General features: G+C 69.4%; 15 protein-coding genes. 6 read left to right on the top strand and 9 right to left on the bottom strand.

Annotated features, from left to right (window positions below):
- Positions 1-34: 34 nt before the first annotated feature.
- From ACK4FB_RS03035 to ACK4FB_RS03025, 3 genes are all read left to right on the top strand, one after another.
- Positions 35-631 carry an NAD(P)H-dependent oxidoreductase gene (locus ACK4FB_RS03035; RefSeq protein WP_409747713.1) on the top strand — a complete coding sequence of 199 codons (597 nt, stop codon included), beginning with the start codon at positions 35-37 and terminating at the stop codon, positions 629-631.
- Positions 632-710: 79 nt separating this feature from the next.
- Positions 711-836: a hypothetical protein gene (locus ACK4FB_RS03030; RefSeq protein WP_409747711.1), complete on the top strand. Its 126-nt coding sequence runs from the start codon at positions 711-713 to the stop codon at positions 834-836.
- Positions 833-1,225, top strand: a complete 393-nt coding sequence (locus ACK4FB_RS03025) for a hypothetical protein (RefSeq protein WP_409747710.1) — start codon at positions 833-835, stop codon at positions 1,223-1,225. Before ACK4FB_RS03030 ends, ACK4FB_RS03025 begins: the two co-directional genes overlap by 4 nt.
- 50 nt (positions 1,226-1,275) lie before the next feature.
- On the opposite strand, the gene ACK4FB_RS03020 is transcribed toward ACK4FB_RS03025, so the two are convergent.
- The gene (locus ACK4FB_RS03020) at positions 1,276-2,757 is read right to left on the bottom strand and encodes a carotenoid oxygenase family protein (RefSeq protein ID WP_409747708.1); all 1,482 of its coding nucleotides are present in this window, start codon (positions 2,755-2,757) and stop codon (positions 1,276-1,278) included.
- A 174-nt stretch (positions 2,758-2,931) separates the two neighbouring features.
- On the opposite strand from ACK4FB_RS03020, the gene ACK4FB_RS03015 reads away from it, so the two are divergent.
- Positions 2,932-4,806: an AMP-binding protein gene (locus tag ACK4FB_RS03015; RefSeq protein ID WP_409747706.1), complete on the top strand. Its 1,875-nt coding sequence runs from the start codon at positions 2,932-2,934 to the stop codon at positions 4,804-4,806.
- Positions 4,807-4,810: 4 nt separating this feature from the next.
- Positions 4,811-6,028 (top strand): acetyl-CoA acetyltransferase, encoded by a 1,218-nt coding sequence (locus ACK4FB_RS03010; RefSeq protein ID WP_409747704.1) that lies wholly within the window; start codon positions 4,811-4,813, stop codon positions 6,026-6,028.
- A 121-nt stretch (positions 6,029-6,149) separates the two neighbouring features.
- On the opposite strand, the gene ACK4FB_RS03005 is transcribed toward ACK4FB_RS03010, so the two are convergent.
- From ACK4FB_RS03005 to ACK4FB_RS02970, 8 genes are read right to left on the bottom strand one after another with little or no spacing between them, the layout of a single operon-like run.
- Positions 6,150-6,626: a PaaI family thioesterase gene (locus ACK4FB_RS03005; protein WP_409747702.1), complete on the bottom strand. Its 477-nt coding sequence runs from the start codon at positions 6,624-6,626 to the stop codon at positions 6,150-6,152.
- Positions 6,623-7,567 carry an NAD(P)H-dependent flavin oxidoreductase gene (locus ACK4FB_RS03000; RefSeq protein WP_409747701.1) on the bottom strand — a complete coding sequence of 315 codons (945 nt, stop codon included), beginning with the start codon at positions 7,565-7,567 and terminating at the stop codon, positions 6,623-6,625. Before ACK4FB_RS03000 ends, ACK4FB_RS03005 begins: the two co-directional genes overlap by 4 nt.
- On the bottom strand, positions 7,564-9,279 hold the full coding sequence (locus tag ACK4FB_RS02995) for an AMP-binding protein (protein ID WP_409747699.1): 1,716 nt from the start codon (positions 9,277-9,279) through the stop codon (positions 7,564-7,566). The genes ACK4FB_RS03000 and ACK4FB_RS02995 overlap by 4 nt, the downstream gene beginning before the upstream one ends.
- 34 nt (positions 9,280-9,313) lie before the next feature.
- Positions 9,314-10,783: a class I adenylate-forming enzyme family protein gene (locus ACK4FB_RS02990; RefSeq protein ID WP_409747697.1), complete on the bottom strand. Its 1,470-nt coding sequence runs from the start codon at positions 10,781-10,783 to the stop codon at positions 9,314-9,316.
- On the bottom strand, positions 10,780-12,006 hold the full coding sequence (locus ACK4FB_RS02985; protein WP_409747695.1) for a thiolase family protein: 1,227 nt from the start codon (positions 12,004-12,006) through the stop codon (positions 10,780-10,782). Before ACK4FB_RS02985 ends, ACK4FB_RS02990 begins: the two co-directional genes overlap by 4 nt.
- The gene (locus tag ACK4FB_RS02980; RefSeq protein ID WP_409747693.1) at positions 12,003-13,679 is read right to left on the bottom strand and encodes an aldehyde dehydrogenase family protein; all 1,677 of its coding nucleotides are present in this window, start codon (positions 13,677-13,679) and stop codon (positions 12,003-12,005) included. Before ACK4FB_RS02980 ends, ACK4FB_RS02985 begins: the two co-directional genes overlap by 4 nt.
- Positions 13,679-14,824: a thiolase family protein gene (locus tag ACK4FB_RS02975; protein WP_409747691.1), complete on the bottom strand. Its 1,146-nt coding sequence runs from the start codon at positions 14,822-14,824 to the stop codon at positions 13,679-13,681. The genes ACK4FB_RS02980 and ACK4FB_RS02975 overlap by 1 nt, the downstream gene beginning before the upstream one ends.
- Positions 14,825-14,827: 3 nt before the next feature.
- Entirely contained in the window at positions 14,828-16,297 is a 1,470-nt protein-coding gene (locus ACK4FB_RS02970; protein ID WP_409747689.1) for a carotenoid oxygenase family protein, read from the bottom strand.
- A 108-nt stretch (positions 16,298-16,405) separates the two neighbouring features.
- On the opposite strand from ACK4FB_RS02970, the gene ACK4FB_RS02965 reads away from it, so the two are divergent.
- A complete protein-coding gene (locus tag ACK4FB_RS02965; protein WP_409747687.1) occupies positions 16,406-17,383 on the top strand; it encodes a winged helix-turn-helix transcriptional regulator in 978 nt (325 codons plus the stop codon).
- Positions 17,384-17,394 lie beyond the last annotated feature (11 nt).

The following is a 17,394-nucleotide window of genomic DNA, read 5'->3' as shown; positions in this document are numbered from 1 at the left end:
AGGCCGGTTGCGTGGCGGGCGACAATCATGCCGCATGGACACGCACCGCAAGCCGCCCCGGCGCATCCTCATCATCGAAGGTCATCCCGATCCCTCGCCGCAGCGCTTGTGCCATGGCCTGGCCGAGGCTTACCGGGAGGGCGCGCGCGAGGCCGGCCATACCCTGCGAACCCTGATCCTCGGCGATCTCGGCATCCCGCCCCTGGGCAGCCGGTCTGACTGGGAGGCCTTGCCTCCGGAGATCGTCCAGGCCTGTCAGCAGGATCTGCTCTGGGCCCAACACGTCGTGGTCTTCTATCCCTTGTGGCTGGGCGACGTGCCGGCCGTACTGAAAGCCTTTCTTGAGCAGGTGTTACGTCCGGGGTTTGCTTTCGACCCCCGGCGCAAATCCTCCGGCGGGCTGCTGAAGGGCCGGTCGGCCCGACTGGTGGTCACCATGGGGATGCCCGGCTGGTTCTACATCGGCTGGTTCGGGGCCCACAGTCTTAGAATGCTCAGGCGCAATGTCTTCCGGTTTGTGGGCTTCCGGCCCGTGAGAACAACGGTTCTGGGCATGGTCGAGGGGGCGTCCCTGGCGCGTCGCCGCGCTTGGCTGGACGAGATGACCCGCCTGGGCCGCCTTGGCCTGTAGGCGAAGCGCTGTTGTCCTTGATGCGGATCAAGGACGGCCGACCGATCCTGGGGGCACGATGAAGAAAAAGGAGATCTGCATGCCCCTTCAATCCCTCCTCGTGGTCGGCGCCGTTATCGCCGCCTTCGCTGCTTTCATGGTGACAGTCGGCGGCGTCGCCGTCTGGTCCGCCCTTTCTCCGCGCGATCCGGGAGCCGGGGAATGAGCGCTTCCGCCGTCTTTCACCATGTTCGTCTGGAACTGGCTCGTGAACCCGACCATCCAGCAGGAGATCCCGGCTTCGGCTATGATCTGGTGGTTCCGCTGGATGGCGATCAAAAACTGGACGAGGCGACGTGGCGGGCAAAGGCCGACCTCTGCCGGGTTCGTCGTTTCCGCAACGATGCGACCGAATCCGTCGGCCGCCTCGCCATGGCGGACGATGGTCGATGGTTCTTCGATTTCGCTCCCGGAGAGGCGGACGACGAGTTCGGATTTCGGCTGGCGGACGAACGCTTCGTGCCGGGCGAGTATCTCTCGATCCAGGCTGCTGACGGCTCTCCCCACACTTTCCGGGTGGCGACATCCTCTCCAGTGCGAACCGGGTCTTCCTGACGCGTCGCGGATGACCTGAAGGCCCGCACGGGCCGGGCGATTGTCTCTGCTCAGGACCGCGGCAGCAGGCCATCCCTGATGAAGCGCCGGTCGGCCCAGACCGAGTGGGTGCCGCTGGAGATCTTGTGGGGCAGGGCGATGCGGACCACCGGTCCGGCCTCGAAGTCCTTGCAGTCGATCAGCACGCACTGGGAGGTCTGGGTGTTTTCGTCGATAAGGAAGCTGACCAGATAGCCGTCGTCCTCGTCCTTCGCGTCAATGCGCGGGACGAAGGGCGCCTCGCTGGCGTAGACGCCCTCGGGCAGGTTGATTTCCCACGACCGGCCGGTCTCCAGGTCGTGCTTCACGAAGCCGGTGAACAGGAACCAGCCGGGCTTCGTCACGGTGCTGTAGGCGTACCGGTAGGGCACGCCGCCACGGCGCTGGTTGATCGTGCCGAATTCCACAATCCGGTCATCCAGATGATGCTCCCGGGTCTCGCCGGTCTTCAGGTTGAAGCGCCAGCGGTGCAGCCGGGGGCGGAAGCTGTGCTCGTCCAGGAACGCCATCATGTGGCCCATGCCCTTCGGATAGCCCTCCAGCGGCGCGGGGCAGGGCGTCTCCTGGAAATAGCCGTCCAGAATGATCTCGTCGCCGTCCTCATAGGCGTTCAGGAAGTGCAGCACATAGGTGGGATCGGCCTCGAACCAGCGGATATCCTCCGGCTGGCCATATCGGGGAATGATGCCGAAGCGCGACTTCAGGCCTTCGTGCATGCGCGAGGCGTGCACCCCCTTCTTCAGCAGGTCCTGATCCCAGAACAGCGGGAAGTCGTTGAGGATCGAGTAGTTGGTGGTGAACGCCATGTCGTGGGGCAGGCGCGGCCCGGGCAGGTCGATGGGCACGTAGTGGACCAGGGTCCCGGTCCGGTCCACGACCCCGTAGTGCATGTAGGGCGCATGGACGCCGTAGTTGAAGAACAGCATCTCGCCGGTGGCCTCGTCCACCTTGGGGTGCGCCGAGACGCCGTCCAGCGGACCCCAAGGCGCGACGCCCGATTGCTCCAGGGTTTCGGGATCGAGGCGGTAAGCCTCGCCGCACTGATAGAAGGTGGACAGGATCTGTCCGGCGTGGACCACCACATCGGTGCTGGAGGAATCCTTGATGGCCCCGTGGGCCCCGAAGCCGGGGCGCAGGGACGTGCCCGGCGGGTCCATCAGCCCGCCCCATAGCGAGCCTTCCGCCTCCTGCTCCGCCTGGAAGCAGCGGGTGCGCACGAAGCGGTTGCGGTAGTCCGCCTTGCCGCCGTGAAAGCTGATGGCGTGGACCATGCCGTCGCCATCGAAGGGGTGATAGCGGCCCAGCGGCTGGTGGATCTGGTTTTCGGTGTTGCGTACATAGATCCCGTCGATGTCATCCGGGATGCGGCCCTCGAGCACCGTCAGGTCCACCGCGTCCACCTCAGCCAGGATCGGCGTCCAGGCTCCGGTCAGATAGGGATGATTGGACGGCTTCAGCGACGACTTGATCGGCGGCAGCTGATGAACGGTCATGGGGCGGCTCCTCGGGCGCGAACGCGACGTGCGGGGATGATAGGACTCAATAGTCTGCTTACGCAAGTGATGGGGCGGGGATCGCCCGGCGAACGGGCGCGACAGATTGTTGCGCCCACGGGCCCCTGTGCTAGCTTGGTTGCATAAGCAGACCAATAAAAAAGGGAAACGTCCATGACCGCACAGGCCGCCCAGTCGCCGACCACGGACGCCCCGCCCTTCCGTGACGCGGGCCTCATGACGGTTGATCTTGAGGTGACCGGGCGCCCGGACGGCGCGCTGCTGGTGCGCTCGCGCATTCCTCTGGCCGATCACGACTGGAACGTGCCGCGCGCCATCCGTGCGACGGCGCGCTCGCGGCCCGAGGCGCCCGCCCTGGCGCGGCGGGAAGGCGGGACCGGGGACTGGCGCTATACCACCTATGGCCAACTGGCCGACCAGATCGACGGCTTCGCCCAGTGGCTGCTGGATCGCAAGCTGCCGTCCGGCGCCGCGGTGATGATCATGGGCGGCAACTCGCCGGCCTTCGCCGCGGCGTCTCTGGGGGCCATGGCGGCGGGGGCTCCGGCTGCTCCGGTCAGCCTGCTCTACGCCATGCTGGGCGGCGATCTGGGACGGCTGCGCCATGTGATGGACCGCATCCGGCCCGCCGTTCTGGTGATCGAGGACGCCCGGCCCGTCGCCGCCGCCCTGGCCTCGCTGGATCTGGACGGGGTGACGGTGGTCACCGCGACGCCTGAAGCAGTCGATGCGCCCCATGTGGCGGACATGGCCGAGGTCTTCGCCATGCCCGCGACCCCGGCGGTCGAAGCCAGCCTCGAGGCGCTCAGGCCCGATGACCATGCCAACTATCTGCTGACGTCCGGCTCCACCGGCCTGCCCAAGGTGGTGGCCGTGTCCTACGCCAATCTCGCCGCCAACACGGCCCAGGGCATCCAGGCTACGGGCGAGAGCCTGCGCTGGGACGGGCGCATCCTGAACTGGCTGCCCTGGCACCACACCGCCGGGGCCAGCGTCCTGCGCGCCACCCTGCTGGCGGGCGGCGTCTTCTATGTGGACGACGGCAAGCCCCTGCCGGGCCTGCTGGACATCTCCCTGCGCAACCTCAGGGAAATCCCGGTCGAGTATTACGCCAATGTGCCGCTGGGGTTCGCCCTGCTGGCCGACGCGCTCGAGGCGGACGCGGACCTGCGCCGCACCTTCTTCTCCGAGCTGCGGCTGATGCTGTTCGGCGGCGCGGCCCTGGCCCAGCCCGTCTATGACCGCATCCAGAAGATGGCGGTCGAGGAGACCGGCCAGCGCATCATGATGACCTCGGCCTACGGCTCCACCGAAACCACGGCCGGGTTTCTGGCGGGCTACGCCTATACGGACAAGGTCGGGCTGGGCCTGCCCCTGCCGGCGGTGACCCTCAAGCTGGTGCCGCACGACGACACGCGCTGGGAGGTTCGGGTCAAGGGGCCCAATGTGACGCGCGGCTATCTGGACGACCCGGAGCGCAGCGCCCAGGCCTTCGACGACGAGGGCTTCTACTGCATGGGCGATCTGGCCACCTTCATCACCCCGGGCGATGTGACCGGCGGCCTGGCCTTCGCCGGACGGCTGGCGGAAGAGTTCAAGCTGTCCACCGGGACCTGGGTCTATGGCGGCCCGGCGCGCGAGGCGGTGCTGACCGCCCTGTCGCCCCTGATCACCGAACTGGTGCTGTGCGAGGAGAACCGGCCGTATCTGGGCATTCTCGCCTGGCCCTCGGCGGAGGGCGTCAAGCGCGAGCTGGGGCTGGAGATCGGCGAGGCGATCACCTCCGGGCGGCTGGGCGAGGCCGTGCGCGAGCGGCTGGCGGCGCACAACCGGGCCCACCCCATGGCCTCCATGCGTATCGAGCGGGCTGTGATCCTCACCGCGCCGCCGAACCCCAACGCCCACGAGGTGTCGGACAAGGGCAGCATCAACCGGCGCGGGGTGATCGACAACCGCAGCCGGGACGTGGCGCGCCTCTACGCCGACCAGCCCGATGCGGGCGTCATCGTCGTTGCGGCAGGAGACTGATCCGATGGTCTATATTCTCGGCGGCTGGCAGTCTGACTTCAAGCGCAACTGGGCCCGCGAGGGCATGGAGATCGCCGACGGGTTCGCCGAAACCCTGACCGGCGGGCTGGAGGCCACGGAGCTGGAGCCCGGCGACATCGACGTGGGCCATGTGGGCAATTTCGTCGGCGACCTGTTCGCCGGTCAGGGCATGCTGGGCGGCTTCTTCGCCCTGTCCGACGACCGGTTCTACGGCATGCCGGCCTCGCGTCACGAGGGGGCGTGCGCTTCCGGCTCGCTGGCGATCCTGGCGGCCATGGCGGACATCGAGTCCGGCCGCTACGGAACGGCCGCCGTGCTGGGGCTGGAGCTGATGCGCAATGTGCCCGGGCAGACGGCGGCCCAGCATCTGGGCGCGGCGGCCTGGGCGGGGCACGAATATCAGGACGCGCGCTATGTCTGGCCGCGCGCCTTCTCGGACCTGACCGAGGAGTACGACCGCCGCTACGGCATCGACGACGCGCACCTGCGGCGCATCGCCCGGATCAATTTCGCCAACGCCCGACTGAACCCCAACGCCCAGACACGGGAGTATGTGTTCCCCGACGCGGCCTTCGCCGATGACGACGAGGCCAATCCGGTCATCGAGGGCCGGGTGCGCAAGACCGACTGCGGCCAGGTCACCGACGGCGGCGCCATGGTCGTCCTGGCCTCGGCCGAGCGGGCGGCGGACTATGCGCGGCGTCGCGGCGTCGCGCTGGAGTCCATTCCGCGCATCAAGGGCTGGGGCCATCGCAACGCCCCCATCAGCTACGCCCGCAAGATCGCCGCCAGCGCCGACGAGGCCTATGTCTTCCCGCAGGTGAAGCGCGCCATAGACGAGGCCCGCACGCGCGCGGGGGTCTCGCTGGACGACATCGACGCCGTGGAGACCCACGATTGCTTTTCCATGACCGAGTACATGGCCATCGACCATCTGGGCCTGACCGCGCCGGGCGAGGCGTGGAAGGCCATCGAGGCGGGCGATATCGAGATCGGCGGGCGGCTGCCCATCAATCCTTCCGGCGGCCTGATCGGCTGCGGCCACCCTGTGGGCGCGACGGGCGTGCGCATGGCGCTGGACGCGTTCAGGCAGACGACCGGCACGGCGGGGGCCTATCAGGTGGAGGGCGCCCGCACGGTCCAGACCCTGAACATCGGCGGCTCCACCACCACCACCGTCAGCCTGGTGATCGGGACCTAGACCGAAATCGGCCCAGTTGGACGCAGTCCAACTGGGCTCAGATTTCGGTCCAGCATAATGCGAGAGCCTGATTCACGGCATCGGCGGAATCGCGAAGCGATTCCACCTCAACCGATCAGCCCTAGGTTTCGCGCCGCCGGATCGCGATGGCGGCGGTTCCGTGGGCCACCACGCGACCGTCTGGCAGGGCCACCGTCACCTCGGCCACCACCTTTCGCGGATCGGCATAGGCGGCGCGCGCCTCGGCGATCAGGTGATCCGCGTCGATGGGGGCGGCGTTCAGGAAGCGCAGACTCAGGTCGGTGGACAGCAGGTGCTCGCCCGGCTTCAGCAGGGTCATGGCCACCCCGCCTCCGGCGATGTCCACCAGCGCCGCCGTCACCCCGCCGTGGACCAGTCCGACGAAATTGGCGTGGCCGGGATCCAGATCGCAGCGGATCACCATGCGGCCCCGCTCCACCTCGACCGGCCAGGCGCGGAGCCGCTCGGCGAAGCCGCCCGCGAACCGCGCCTCGGCCCAGCGCCGCGCCAGCTCCAGGCCGTCGGCGGCCGGGTCCAGCTGGAAGCGCGAGGCGAGGGACGGCGGTTGCTCGCTCACGCCGCCGCCGCCCGGCTGTTCAGCCCGATGAAGCGGTCGGCCGCCGCGCGGTACTCCCGCTCCAGCCGCGCCACCACCTCGGCGGTGGACTCCACAGCGTTGATGCGGCCCACGCCCTGGCCGGCGGCCCAGATGTCCTTCCAGCGCTTGGTGCTCTGGCCGCCCGAATAGTCGCGCTGGATCGCGCCGCCCATGGCGTCAGGGTCGAGGCCCGCGGCCTTGAGGCTGGGCTTGAGCCAGGAGGCGTCGGTGCCGGTGACGGCGGGCGAGACGATCAGGTCGTCGGCGTCGCAGTCCACGACCATCTGCTTGTAGGCGTCCTGGGCCAGGCTCTCGCGCGTGGCCAGGAACCGGGTGCCCATGTAGACCATGTCCGCCCCCGCCGCGATGGCGCCCGCCACCCCCGCGCCGTCGGCGATGCCGCCGCCGATGGTCAGATAGCCGTCGAAGAACTCGCGCACCGCCGAGACGAAGGCGAACGGCGACAGATGGCCGGTGTGCCCGCCCGCGCCCGCGCTGATGCAGGCCAGACCGTCCACGCCCGCCTCGGCGGCCTTTCGCGCCAGCTTCATGTTGACCACGTCGGCGAAGACCAGCCCGCCGTAGCCCTTGACCGTCTCCATCACCGGCTTGGGCGACCCCAGGGCGGTGATGACGATGGGCGGCTTGTAGCGCGCCACCATGGCCAGATCGTCGGCCAGCCGGGGGTTGGTGGAGTGGGTGATCAGATTGGCGATCCACGGCCCGTCGCCGGGCTGAAGGGCGCTTGTGATCTGGTCCATCCAGCGGTCCAGATCCTCGGGCGTCCGGCAGTTGGGCGTCGGGAACGCGCCGCCGATCCCCGCCTTGCAGGCGGCGATGACCAGCTCGGGCCCGGAGACCAGAAACATGGGCGCGGCGATGACGGGCAGCCGCATGGACTGGGGGAAGGCGGAACTCATGCTTGAGCTGTTTCTCCAAGACGGTCGCGCAGGTCCCGCTTCAGGACCTTGCCGACCGGGTTGCGCGGCAGGGCGTCGATGACCTCCAGCCGCTCGATCTGTTTGTAGACGGCCACCTGTTTCTCTTCGGTCAGGTATCGGTTGATGTCAGCCATGTCGGCGCTCTGGTCCGGGCGGAACACCACGAAGGCGCACAGGCGCTCGCCCAGCCGCTCGTCGGGCGCGCCGACCACCGCGGCCTCGGCGATGGCGGGGTGGCCCATCAGATGGCCCTCGATCTCCTCGGACGAGATGTTCATGCCGCCGCGGATGATGATGTCCTTCAGCCGGCCCACGAAGCGGATGAAACGGTTGTCCTCGCCCGCCAGCTCGAACAAGTCGCCGGAGCGGAACCAGCCGTCGGCGTCGAACGCCCGCTCGTTGACCTCGGGCGCGCGCCAGTAGCCCGAGAACACCGTCGGCCCCTTCATGCGCAGCTCGCCGGGACGGCCGGGCTCGCGGATCTCCTCCTCGGTCTCCGGGTCCACCAGACGGGTGGAGATGCGGTCATGCAGCATCGCCTTCCAGCGCAGGCCCTCGCCGAAGCGCGGGAACAGGGCCGCGCGCTCGGCCGGGTCCGGCACGTCCTGCCAGGCGCTGGGGAAGGAACAGCCCTCGTTGGAGCCGAAATAGTTGACGATCTGGACGCCGTACTTCTCGTGAAAAGTCTTGACCATCCACGGCGACAGGGGCGCCGAGCCCGAGCCGATGGCCTTCAGCCGCCCGAAGTCGATGCCCGCCAGCAGGGCCTCGTTCTGCAGCAGCAGGTTCAGCACGGCGGGCGGGGCGACCGTGTAGTCGATGGTCTCGTCGCGCATCTGCTTCAGCAGCACCTGCAGGTCGAACGGGTGGTGCTGGATCAGCACCCCGCCGGTCACCAGCCAGCTGACGAAGCCGGTGGAGATTCCCGCCATATTGACCATGGGGAACGGGTTCAGGATGCGCGCCCCATGGCCCAGGTCGGCGGCGTCCACCACCCCCGCGCCCATGATAATCCACTCGTTGTGGCTGCGCGGCACGCCCTTGGGCAGGGCCTCGGTGCCGGAGGTCCAGCAGATGGTGAAGACGTCGTCGGCGCTGACCTTCGCCGCCTTCATGGCGTCGCGGGCGGCCTTCATCTGCTTCGGCGTCACCGCATCCAGCAGGGGCTCCAGGTCGATGGCGCCGGCGGGGCAGGTTTCACCCATGACGAACACATGCTTCAGGCCGGGCGAGCGGCCGGCCACGGTCATCAGCATGTCGCCGTGAGCGTGCTTGCCGATGCGGTCGGTGGTCAGGGCGGCGACGGCGTCGGTCTTGCCGACGATGTAGCCCAGCTCGCTCTCGCGGTACTGCACCGGGGCGGGCGAGACGATGACCCCCAGCCGCGCCGCGGCCAGATAGGTCAGGCTCAGGTCGTTGATGTTGGGCAGCTGGACGACCAGCACGTCGTCCTTCTTCAGGCCGTGGGCGTGAAACACCGCCGCCAGCCGGTCGATGGCCGCGTCCGCCTCGGCCCAGGTCAGGCGCTCCGGCTGGCCGCCCATGATGTCGGCGGCGTTGAACGGATCGATCAGGGCCTCCGCGTCCGGGTGGGCTTTCAGATGGCGACGGAACAGGTCGTCGAGCGTGTCGTCTCCCCACCAGCCCTTGGCCCTATAGGCGCGTATGCGGTCCTGCGGCACGACGATCATGGCGTTTTCCTCCGTCTCTCGTTTTGTCTCCCGGTCATTGCGGCGCCGGGTAGATCAGGGTTCTCACATCCGCCCGCACCACCTTGCCCACCGGATTGCGGGGCAGGGCGGCCAGCGGATGCAGCGTCTTGGGGGTGCGCACCGGGCCGATGGTCCGGCGTACATGGTCGATGAGGGCGGCTTCGTCGCCGAGGGCGGGGTCCCAGGCCACGGCGGCCTCCAGCCGTTCGCCCCACACCGGGTCCTCCACGCCGAAGGCGCAGGCCTCGCGCACCGCCGGATGGGCGCCCAGGGCGGCCTCCACCTCGGCGGGGTAGATGTTGTAGCCGCCCGAGATGATCATCTCGCGCGACCGGCCCAGAATGGTCAGCAAGCCGTCCGCTTCCAGCCGCCCCAGATCGCCGGTCCTGAGCCAGCCGTCGAGCCGCGCCTCGTCCGTGGCGTCCGGGTCATCCAGATAGGCGGTGTCGGCCAGATCGCCCCCCACCAGAATTTCGCCCTCGCCCTGTTCCGCCACCGCGCCGTCGGCGGTCAGGACGCGCACCGGCGTGCCGGGGAAGGGATAGCCGGCGGCCCCGCGCAGCTCGGGCCGCGCCACCTGCTCGGGCGTCAGGGCGGCGATGGTCATGGGCGCCTCGGTCTGGCCGAACAGGGCGCCCAGTACGGGGCCGAAGCGCGCGATCGCCTGCTCGATGCGTGCGGGCGGCATGGGGGCGGCGGACCAGGTCAGGTGGCGCAGGGCCTTGAAGTCGTCCGGCCCGAAGGCGGCCGCCTCCATCAGCAGATAGATCAGGGTCGGCGGCATGAAGGCCACCGTCACCCGGCGCTTCAGCTCGTCCAGCATGGCCGCCCGGTCCGGCTGGGCCATCAGCACATGGGCCCCGCCCGCCGCCAGCACGGGCAGCACATAGTGGGACGAGCCGTGGGTCAGGGGCGCGACCGCCAGGTTCACGTCGTCGGCGATGAAGCCGTAATAGGCCTGCATGGACCGCAGGGCCGCCATGGCGCTGCGCCGGCTCTGCACCACGCCCTTGGGCTTGCCGGTGGAGCCGCCGGTGAATTTGATGGCGAAGACGCCGTCCGGATCGTGGTCGATGGCGGGCGGCGTGCCCCCCGGCTCCACCGCGTCGACCCAGCTTTCCAGCTCCAGACGGCGGGCGCAGGGCGCGATCTGCTCCCGCGAAGTCTGATCGACGAACAGCATGTCCAGCTCGGCGCGGCGCTGCAGATCGGCGTTGAGCCCTGGGCCGTTGCGGGGGTTCAGCGGAATCCAGACGGCGCCCGCCCGCAGGATGGCCAGATAGGCGACCACATGACGCCAGTTGTTGGCCGCGCACAGACCGATGCGGCGACCCCGGTCCAGCCCCCGGCGATGCAGGTCGGCGGCCAGGGCGTCCACCCGCGCGATCAGCTCGCCATGGGTGACGATCCGGTCGCCGTCGATCAGGGCAGGGCGGTCGGCCCGCTCGCGCGCGCGCTCATAGATCACGCCGACCGGGTTCATGCGGCGCGCTCCAGAACGGTGACCACGGTGGCCGCCTCCTCGACGCCCAGAAAGCCGCCGCCGTTCTCCGCCGCCGCCATGCGCGCGCCCTCGATCTGGGCGGCCCCGGCCTCGCCGCGCAGCTGGCGGGTCAGGTCGTGAAGCTGGATGACCCCCGTGGCGCCCACCGGATGGCCCTTGGCCACCAGACCGCCCGAGGCGTTGACCGGCGTGCGTCCGCCCAGGGCGAAGTCGCCCCGCCGCAGTCGCTCGCCCACGGTCCCCGGCTCGGCCAGGCCAAGGTTCTCGATCTGCTGGATTTCGGCGTAGCTGGTGGCGTCGTGGACCTCCACCGTATCGATGTCGGCCGGCCCTGCGCCCGCCTGCTCATACGCCGCGAGCGCCGCGCGGCGGCCGATGTGGTTGTCCATGTCCGCCGCCTCGCGCGCGGACGCGCTGACGAGGGCGCAGCCCCGAACCCGCACGGCCCGGGCGGCGGCGCCCAGCCGCTTCAGCCCCGCCGCGCTGCACACCACCATGGCCGCCGCCCCGTCGCTGACAGGGGCGCACATGGCGCGGGTGAAGGGAAAGACGATGGGCTTGTCGGCCAGCACCTGATCCACGGTCATGGGGGCGCCGTACTGGGCCAGCGGGTTCAGGGCGCCCGCCGTGTGGTTCTTGGCCGCCGCATGGGCGAAGTCGGCCTGGGTCGTGACATGCCGGGCCATGTGGGCGCGGGCCTGGGCGGCGTACAGATCCATGAACAGGCTTCGGCCTTCGCCCGGTTCCTCGCCGCCCATCTCGCGGATGTAGGCCAGCACGCCGTCGCGGTCGTGGATGTCGGTCCCTCCCGCGAAGGCCGCCGCCACCCGCTCGGGCCGGTCGGGCCAGACCATCTTTTCGGCCCCCGCCACCAGCGCGATGTCGCCGCCGCCCGCCCGCAGCCACTGCATGGCCAGCCACAGGGCGGTTGAGCCCGAGGCGCAGGCGTTCTCGACATTGATCACGGGAATGCCGGTCAGGCCCAGCGGACGCAGGGCGATCTGGCCCCGCACGGTGTTCTGGCCCTCCAGCATGGGCTGGCGCGTGTTGGCGAACCAGGCGGCCTGGATATGGGCGATGTCCGCCCCCGCGTCGGCCAGCGCCGTGCGCACGGCCTCGGCGGTCAGCGACTTGACGCTCTGGTCCAGCCGCTTGCCCAGCGCCGTCATGCCGACCCCGGCGATGAAGACGTCTGCGGTCATGCCGCCGGTCGGCGCCGCTGCACGATGCGGAACCGCGACGCGACGAAGGCCAGATCGGCCAGGCAGGCGTTGCCCGCCGGGTTCAGGCCCGAGACGTGATAGTCGCTGTAGGCCGCCGCGAAATTGATCCACATGGCGCCGGTCAGGTTGACGGTCAGATTGGCGCCTGCCTGCTCGTACAGCGGCGCCGCGCGATCGATGAACGCCTCGTCGGTGGAATACAGATACGACGAGATGGAGCCGTGCTCGCGAGCCAGCCGGGTCGCCTCGGCCACCGCCGCGTCGCCGTCCATGCGGACCACGAACAACACCGGCCCGAAATGCTCCTCGGCGTAGAGGGCGGGGTCCGACCCGTCCACGGCTGCCACCAGCGGCGTCAGGGTGCGGGCCTCGGGGAACTGCGGATGAGCGTAGGGCGCGGCCTCGCGCAGCACGCGGGCGCTGGGATGCTGATCGAGGGCGCCGCGCACATCGGCCACGGCCTTCAGGCTCACCTCCCCCTGAATGGCGCCCATGATGCCGGCGGCCAGCGCCGGGTCGCCCGCGATCGCGTCGATCTGCTCCACCAGCGCCTGTCCAAACGCATCGGCCAGATCCGGGCGTACATAGATTACCTGCGGGCTGGTGCACATCTGGGCCGAGAACAGGCATGAGGCGCGGGCTATGGCGCTGGCGCCCGCGTCCATGTCCTCAGCGGACTCCACCACCACGGTGTTGACCCCTGCCGTTTCGGTGAACAGCAGCTTGCCGGTTACCGTGCGCTCCAGATGGCCGCCGTAGCGGGGGCTGCCGGTGAAGTCGACGATCTGCACCGCCGGATGGAACACCAGATGCTGGGCCACCGGCGCCTCGAGCGTGTCCACAGCCAGGGTCACAAGGTTCGGATCAAAGCCGTGGTCGGCCAGCACCTGGCGGCATTCGCGCACCACGATGGCCATGGGCAGAACCGCGATGGGGTGCGGCTTGACGATCACCGGATTGCCCGTCGCCAGGCTGGCGAACATGGCCGGATAGGCGTTCCAGGTGGGGAAGCTGGCGCAGCAGATGACCAGACCGACGCCGCGGGGGACGATGGCGTAGGTCTTGTCCAGAACCACCCGCTCGCCCGCGAAATCCCGCTCGTAGCGGCCGGTGGGGGCCACGTCGCGCATGGCCTTGACCGCATAGGCCAGCGCTTCGATGCCCCGGTCCAGCGCATTGGGGCCGGAGCCGCTGAACGCCTGGGTGTAGCTTTGCCCCGCCACGTGCATGACGCTGTGCGCCATCTCGAAATTGGCGTCGTACAGCCGCACCGCCATCTCGACGCACAGGGCCGCGCGCAGGTCCGGCGAGGCGGCGGCCCATTCCGGCATGGCGGCCTGCGCCGCCGCGATCAGCGCCTCTGGCGTGCTGACCGGATAGGTGATCCCCAGCGGCTTCTGCGTATAGGGCGAGACCTCGGCCCCGACCCGGTCGATGACGCCCGGCAGGTCGAGTTTGAACGCCTTGCCCAGTTGCGCCTCGAACGCGGCCTTGCCCGCGACCGGCTTGTCCGGTCCGTGAATCTTCGTCGACGGCGAGTCCTTGAACGGTGACCAGGCGCGGCGGGTGCGAATGGCGTCCAGCGCGCTTTCGATCAGCTCGGCGTGACGGGCGACGACGCCGTCGCGCGGGGAGGGCGAACGGGCGTCCATCAGCGGACCATCCGCTCGACGATCATGGCCGAGCCCACCCCTTGCGCGCCCGCCGCGACCACCAGACCATAGCGGCCCTCGCACGCGTCCAGCGCGTCCAGCAGCGAGGACAGCAGGATGGCGCCTGTGGCCCCCATGGGGTGTCCCTTGGCCAGATGGCCGCCGCCCACATTGACCTTGTCCGGGTCCACGTCCCGCTCGCGCAGGAAGGTGACGATGGTCACGGCGAAGGCCTCCATGAACTCGATGCGGTCCATGTCCGACAGGGTCAGCCCCGCCCGCTCCAGCACCCGGTCCATGGCGGTGAAGCCTGCGGTCAGGGAGGCGGCCGGATCGCCCCCGACCTCCACATGGGCCACGATGCGCGCCCTGGCGCCTGCGGCCTCGGACGACACCAGCGCCAGCCCCGCGCCGTCGGACATGGGCGGGGCGTGGGCCACGGTGTGGCGATGATCGATGGCCCGTCCTTCCAGAGCCTCGGCATAGGGCGCGGCCATTTCGGCGAAAGCGGCGGGCAGCCTGGCCAGTTTCTCCAGAGTCGTGGGCCGGGCGCATTCGTCGCCGTCCAGCCCGTTGAGCGAAATGCGCGACGCGACCAGCGGGCCGCCCTCGGCCTCCGCCGTGCGGGACTGGGAGACCAACGCCGCCTGATCCATCTCGGCGCGAGACACGCCCGCGTCCTCCGCCAGCCGGTCGGCGGCGACCGCCACCGGCAGGTAGCGGGTGCGGGCCGGGAAGGACGCGTCGGCGTAATAGTCGGCCCGGTCGCCCATGAAGGGCACGCGCGACATCATCTCGACCCCGCCCGCCAGCACCGAGCGGGCGCGGCCCAACTGGACCATATCGGCGGCCTGGCCGATGGCGGTCAGGCCCGAGACGCAGTAATTATTGACGCTCCACGCGGCTGTTTCGTCCGGCAGGCCGGCGTGCAGCTTGGCCACCAGCGCCACATTGGCCCCCTGGGCGCCCACCTGCCCGACGCAGCCGACGATCAGGGCCTCGGCGGCGCGCGCCTCATGGCCGCGGGTCTCGATGGCGTCGATCAGTCCGCCGATCAGCTCGTGGGGCTTCAGCGCCGCCAGCCCGCCGTCGGGGCGGGCCTTTGCGCGGGGCGTGCGGAGGGCGTCGTGGATATAGGCGCTCATGGATCAGGCGGCCTTCAGCTGGTCGCCGCGCGCCCAGGTGCCGTGGAAGCCCGCGGGCACCCGCACCGGCAGGATCACCCGCGCCACCGGCCCGGCCTCCATGTTCTGCGCATCGATCACCTGCACCTCGGACTTGCCGGTCGCCTCGTCGGTCACGAAGGCGATGACATAGCCGTCGTCCTCCCCGGTGGCGCCGACGCGCGGGGCGAAGGCGGGCTCGGAGCCGAACTGCGAGGGCTGGTAGTCCCAGGTGCGCGCGGCGCCGGTCTCCAGATCGTACTTGATCAGGCCCTTGAACCGCTGCAGCTCGGTGGGCGCCATGGCCACGTGATAGGACCATTTCGTGGGCCGCGAGGCGTAGTCCAGATTGACCACCGGGAACTCGCCGATGCGGTCGTCCAGCTGGCGCTTCTTCACCTCGCCGGTCTTCATGTTCATGCGCCATTCCACCGGCACGGCGTGCAGGGCCAGCACGTTCACCATGGCGGCGTAGGGGCCGTATTCCGGGTTTGGCGCAAAGCCGTTTGGCGTCATCATGCAGGCGGTCATGACCACCTCGTCGCCGTCTTCCCAGGCATTGACCACGTGATAGATGTAGCAGCTGTCGGTCTCGAACCAGCGGACCTGATCGCCCGAGCATTTGCGCGGCACGACGCCGAAGCGGGCCGGCTGGTCGGCGAAATGAATGTTCCAGGTGCTGCGCTTCAGCCCGCCGTCGGTGAACACCACCGGCAGGTCGTGCAGGATGACGTAGTTCTCGGTCAGCCCCATGTCGTGGGGCAGGCGCGGTCCCGGCAGCTCGATGCGGGCGAAATGGGTCAGTTCATTGGTCGGGCTGACCACGCCGAAGGTCATCCAGGGCTCGTAGAGCGAATAGTCGAAGAACACGAACTCGCCGGTCTTCGGATCCACCTTTGAGTGGGCCGACACGTGGCGCGACAGGGCGCCGCCGAAGGTCTCGGTCCCGATCGTCTCCAGGGTCCGGGCGTCGATGCGCACCGGATGGCCCGAGATGTACCACAGGGCCATCAGCGAGCCGTTGTGCAGCACCAGATCGGTGTTGCCCGTGTCCTTGTAGACCTTGTCGCCCCTTGGGGACGACGGATCGGCGCGCGTGGAGGGCTCCATCACCCCGCCCGCGCCGCACCCGCCGTTCAGGTCCGCCACATGGTCCGCCGAGCGGACGTAGCGGTTGCGATACTCGGCCTTGCCGTTCTCGAACCAGACCGCGTGGACCATGCCGTCGCCGTCGAACCAGTGGTGCATGCCCTGCGGCGCCTGGGCCGGATTGGGCCCGTTCCGGTAGAAGGCGCCGTGCAGGTCCTGCGGGATTTCCCCGATCACCGGCAGATCGATGGCCGTGGTCTCCTTCGAGACCGGCTCATAAACGCCCTGCAGATAGGGGTTGAGCGTGTTCAGCGGGCTCAACGGCCCGGTTTCGATACGGCGCGCGGCGGTGGCGTCATCGGCCATGGCAATTGCCTCCAGAAACTTTTCAGAACAGACCTTCGGACATTTGGTCGCTTAACGCAAGCGTTGGCGTCCACCTCGACCCGCCCGCGAATTGGGGTAGAGGAAGATATGACGACCAGCGAAGAGCGTGCGGGCGAGCCGGACATGCGGGCCCTGATCATGGGCAATCCGGTGGCGCGGGCCTTCGCCATCACCGGCGACGCCTGGACCCAGCTGATCCTGCGCGAGGCATTCTACGGCGTGCGCCGCTTCAGCGCCTGGCGGGACCAGCTGGGCGCGCCGCGCAGCGTTCTGGCCGACCGCCTGCAACGGCTGACGACCGCAGGCATGCTCGAGACGAAGCCTGTGGCCGAAGGCGGCGCGAGGCTGGAGTACCGCCTCACCGCCATGGGACGGGACATGTTCGGCGTCGCCGTGATGCAGGGCCAGTGGGAGCGCAAATGGGCCCGCTCGCCCCTGCAGGAGCGCTACGCCCTGCGCTTCTATGACCGCCACAGCGGGGACCGCCTGGAGCCGGTGGTGCTGGGTCGGGAGCACGGGACCCCGGCGGGGATCGACAATGTGGTCTGGGCGGTCACGGCCCCCATGACGCCCATCGCGCCGCCGACCTCGCGCCGCCGCCGCTCGCAGCCCATCGAGACAGACCGCCCCATCATCGACCGCTCCACCGACATCATGGGCGACTACTGGAGCTGGGCGGTGCTGTCGGCCGCCTATTTCCGTCTGCGCCGCTTTGATGAAATCCACGCCGCCCTGGGCGTCGCCACCAACATTCTGGCGGACCGGCTGTCGCGGCTGGTCCTGCACGGCGTGCTGGAGCGCAAGCCCTATCAGGATGCGCCGGTGCGCTACGAGTACCGCCTGACCGAGGCCGGGCGCGACATGTATCCCATCGTTCTGGCCATGCACGGCTGGAGTGAACGCTGGCTTTATCCGGGCGAAGCGCCCCCCCTGCGGCTCAAGGACAGGGCGACGGGCGACATCCTCGCGCCGGTGGTCTGTGACCGGGCGACCGGGCGGGCCATCGATCCGCGACAGGTGCGCTGGGAAGTGGAGCGGGAATCCGGCCCGGAGGGCGGATCCTGAGAAAAGGCGAG

It is taken from the genome of Brevundimonas sp., assembly GCF_046299535.1.
Classification (GTDB): domain Bacteria; phylum Pseudomonadota; class Alphaproteobacteria; order Caulobacterales; family Caulobacteraceae; genus Brevundimonas.
This window is presented reverse-complemented; position numbering and strand designations above follow the sequence as displayed.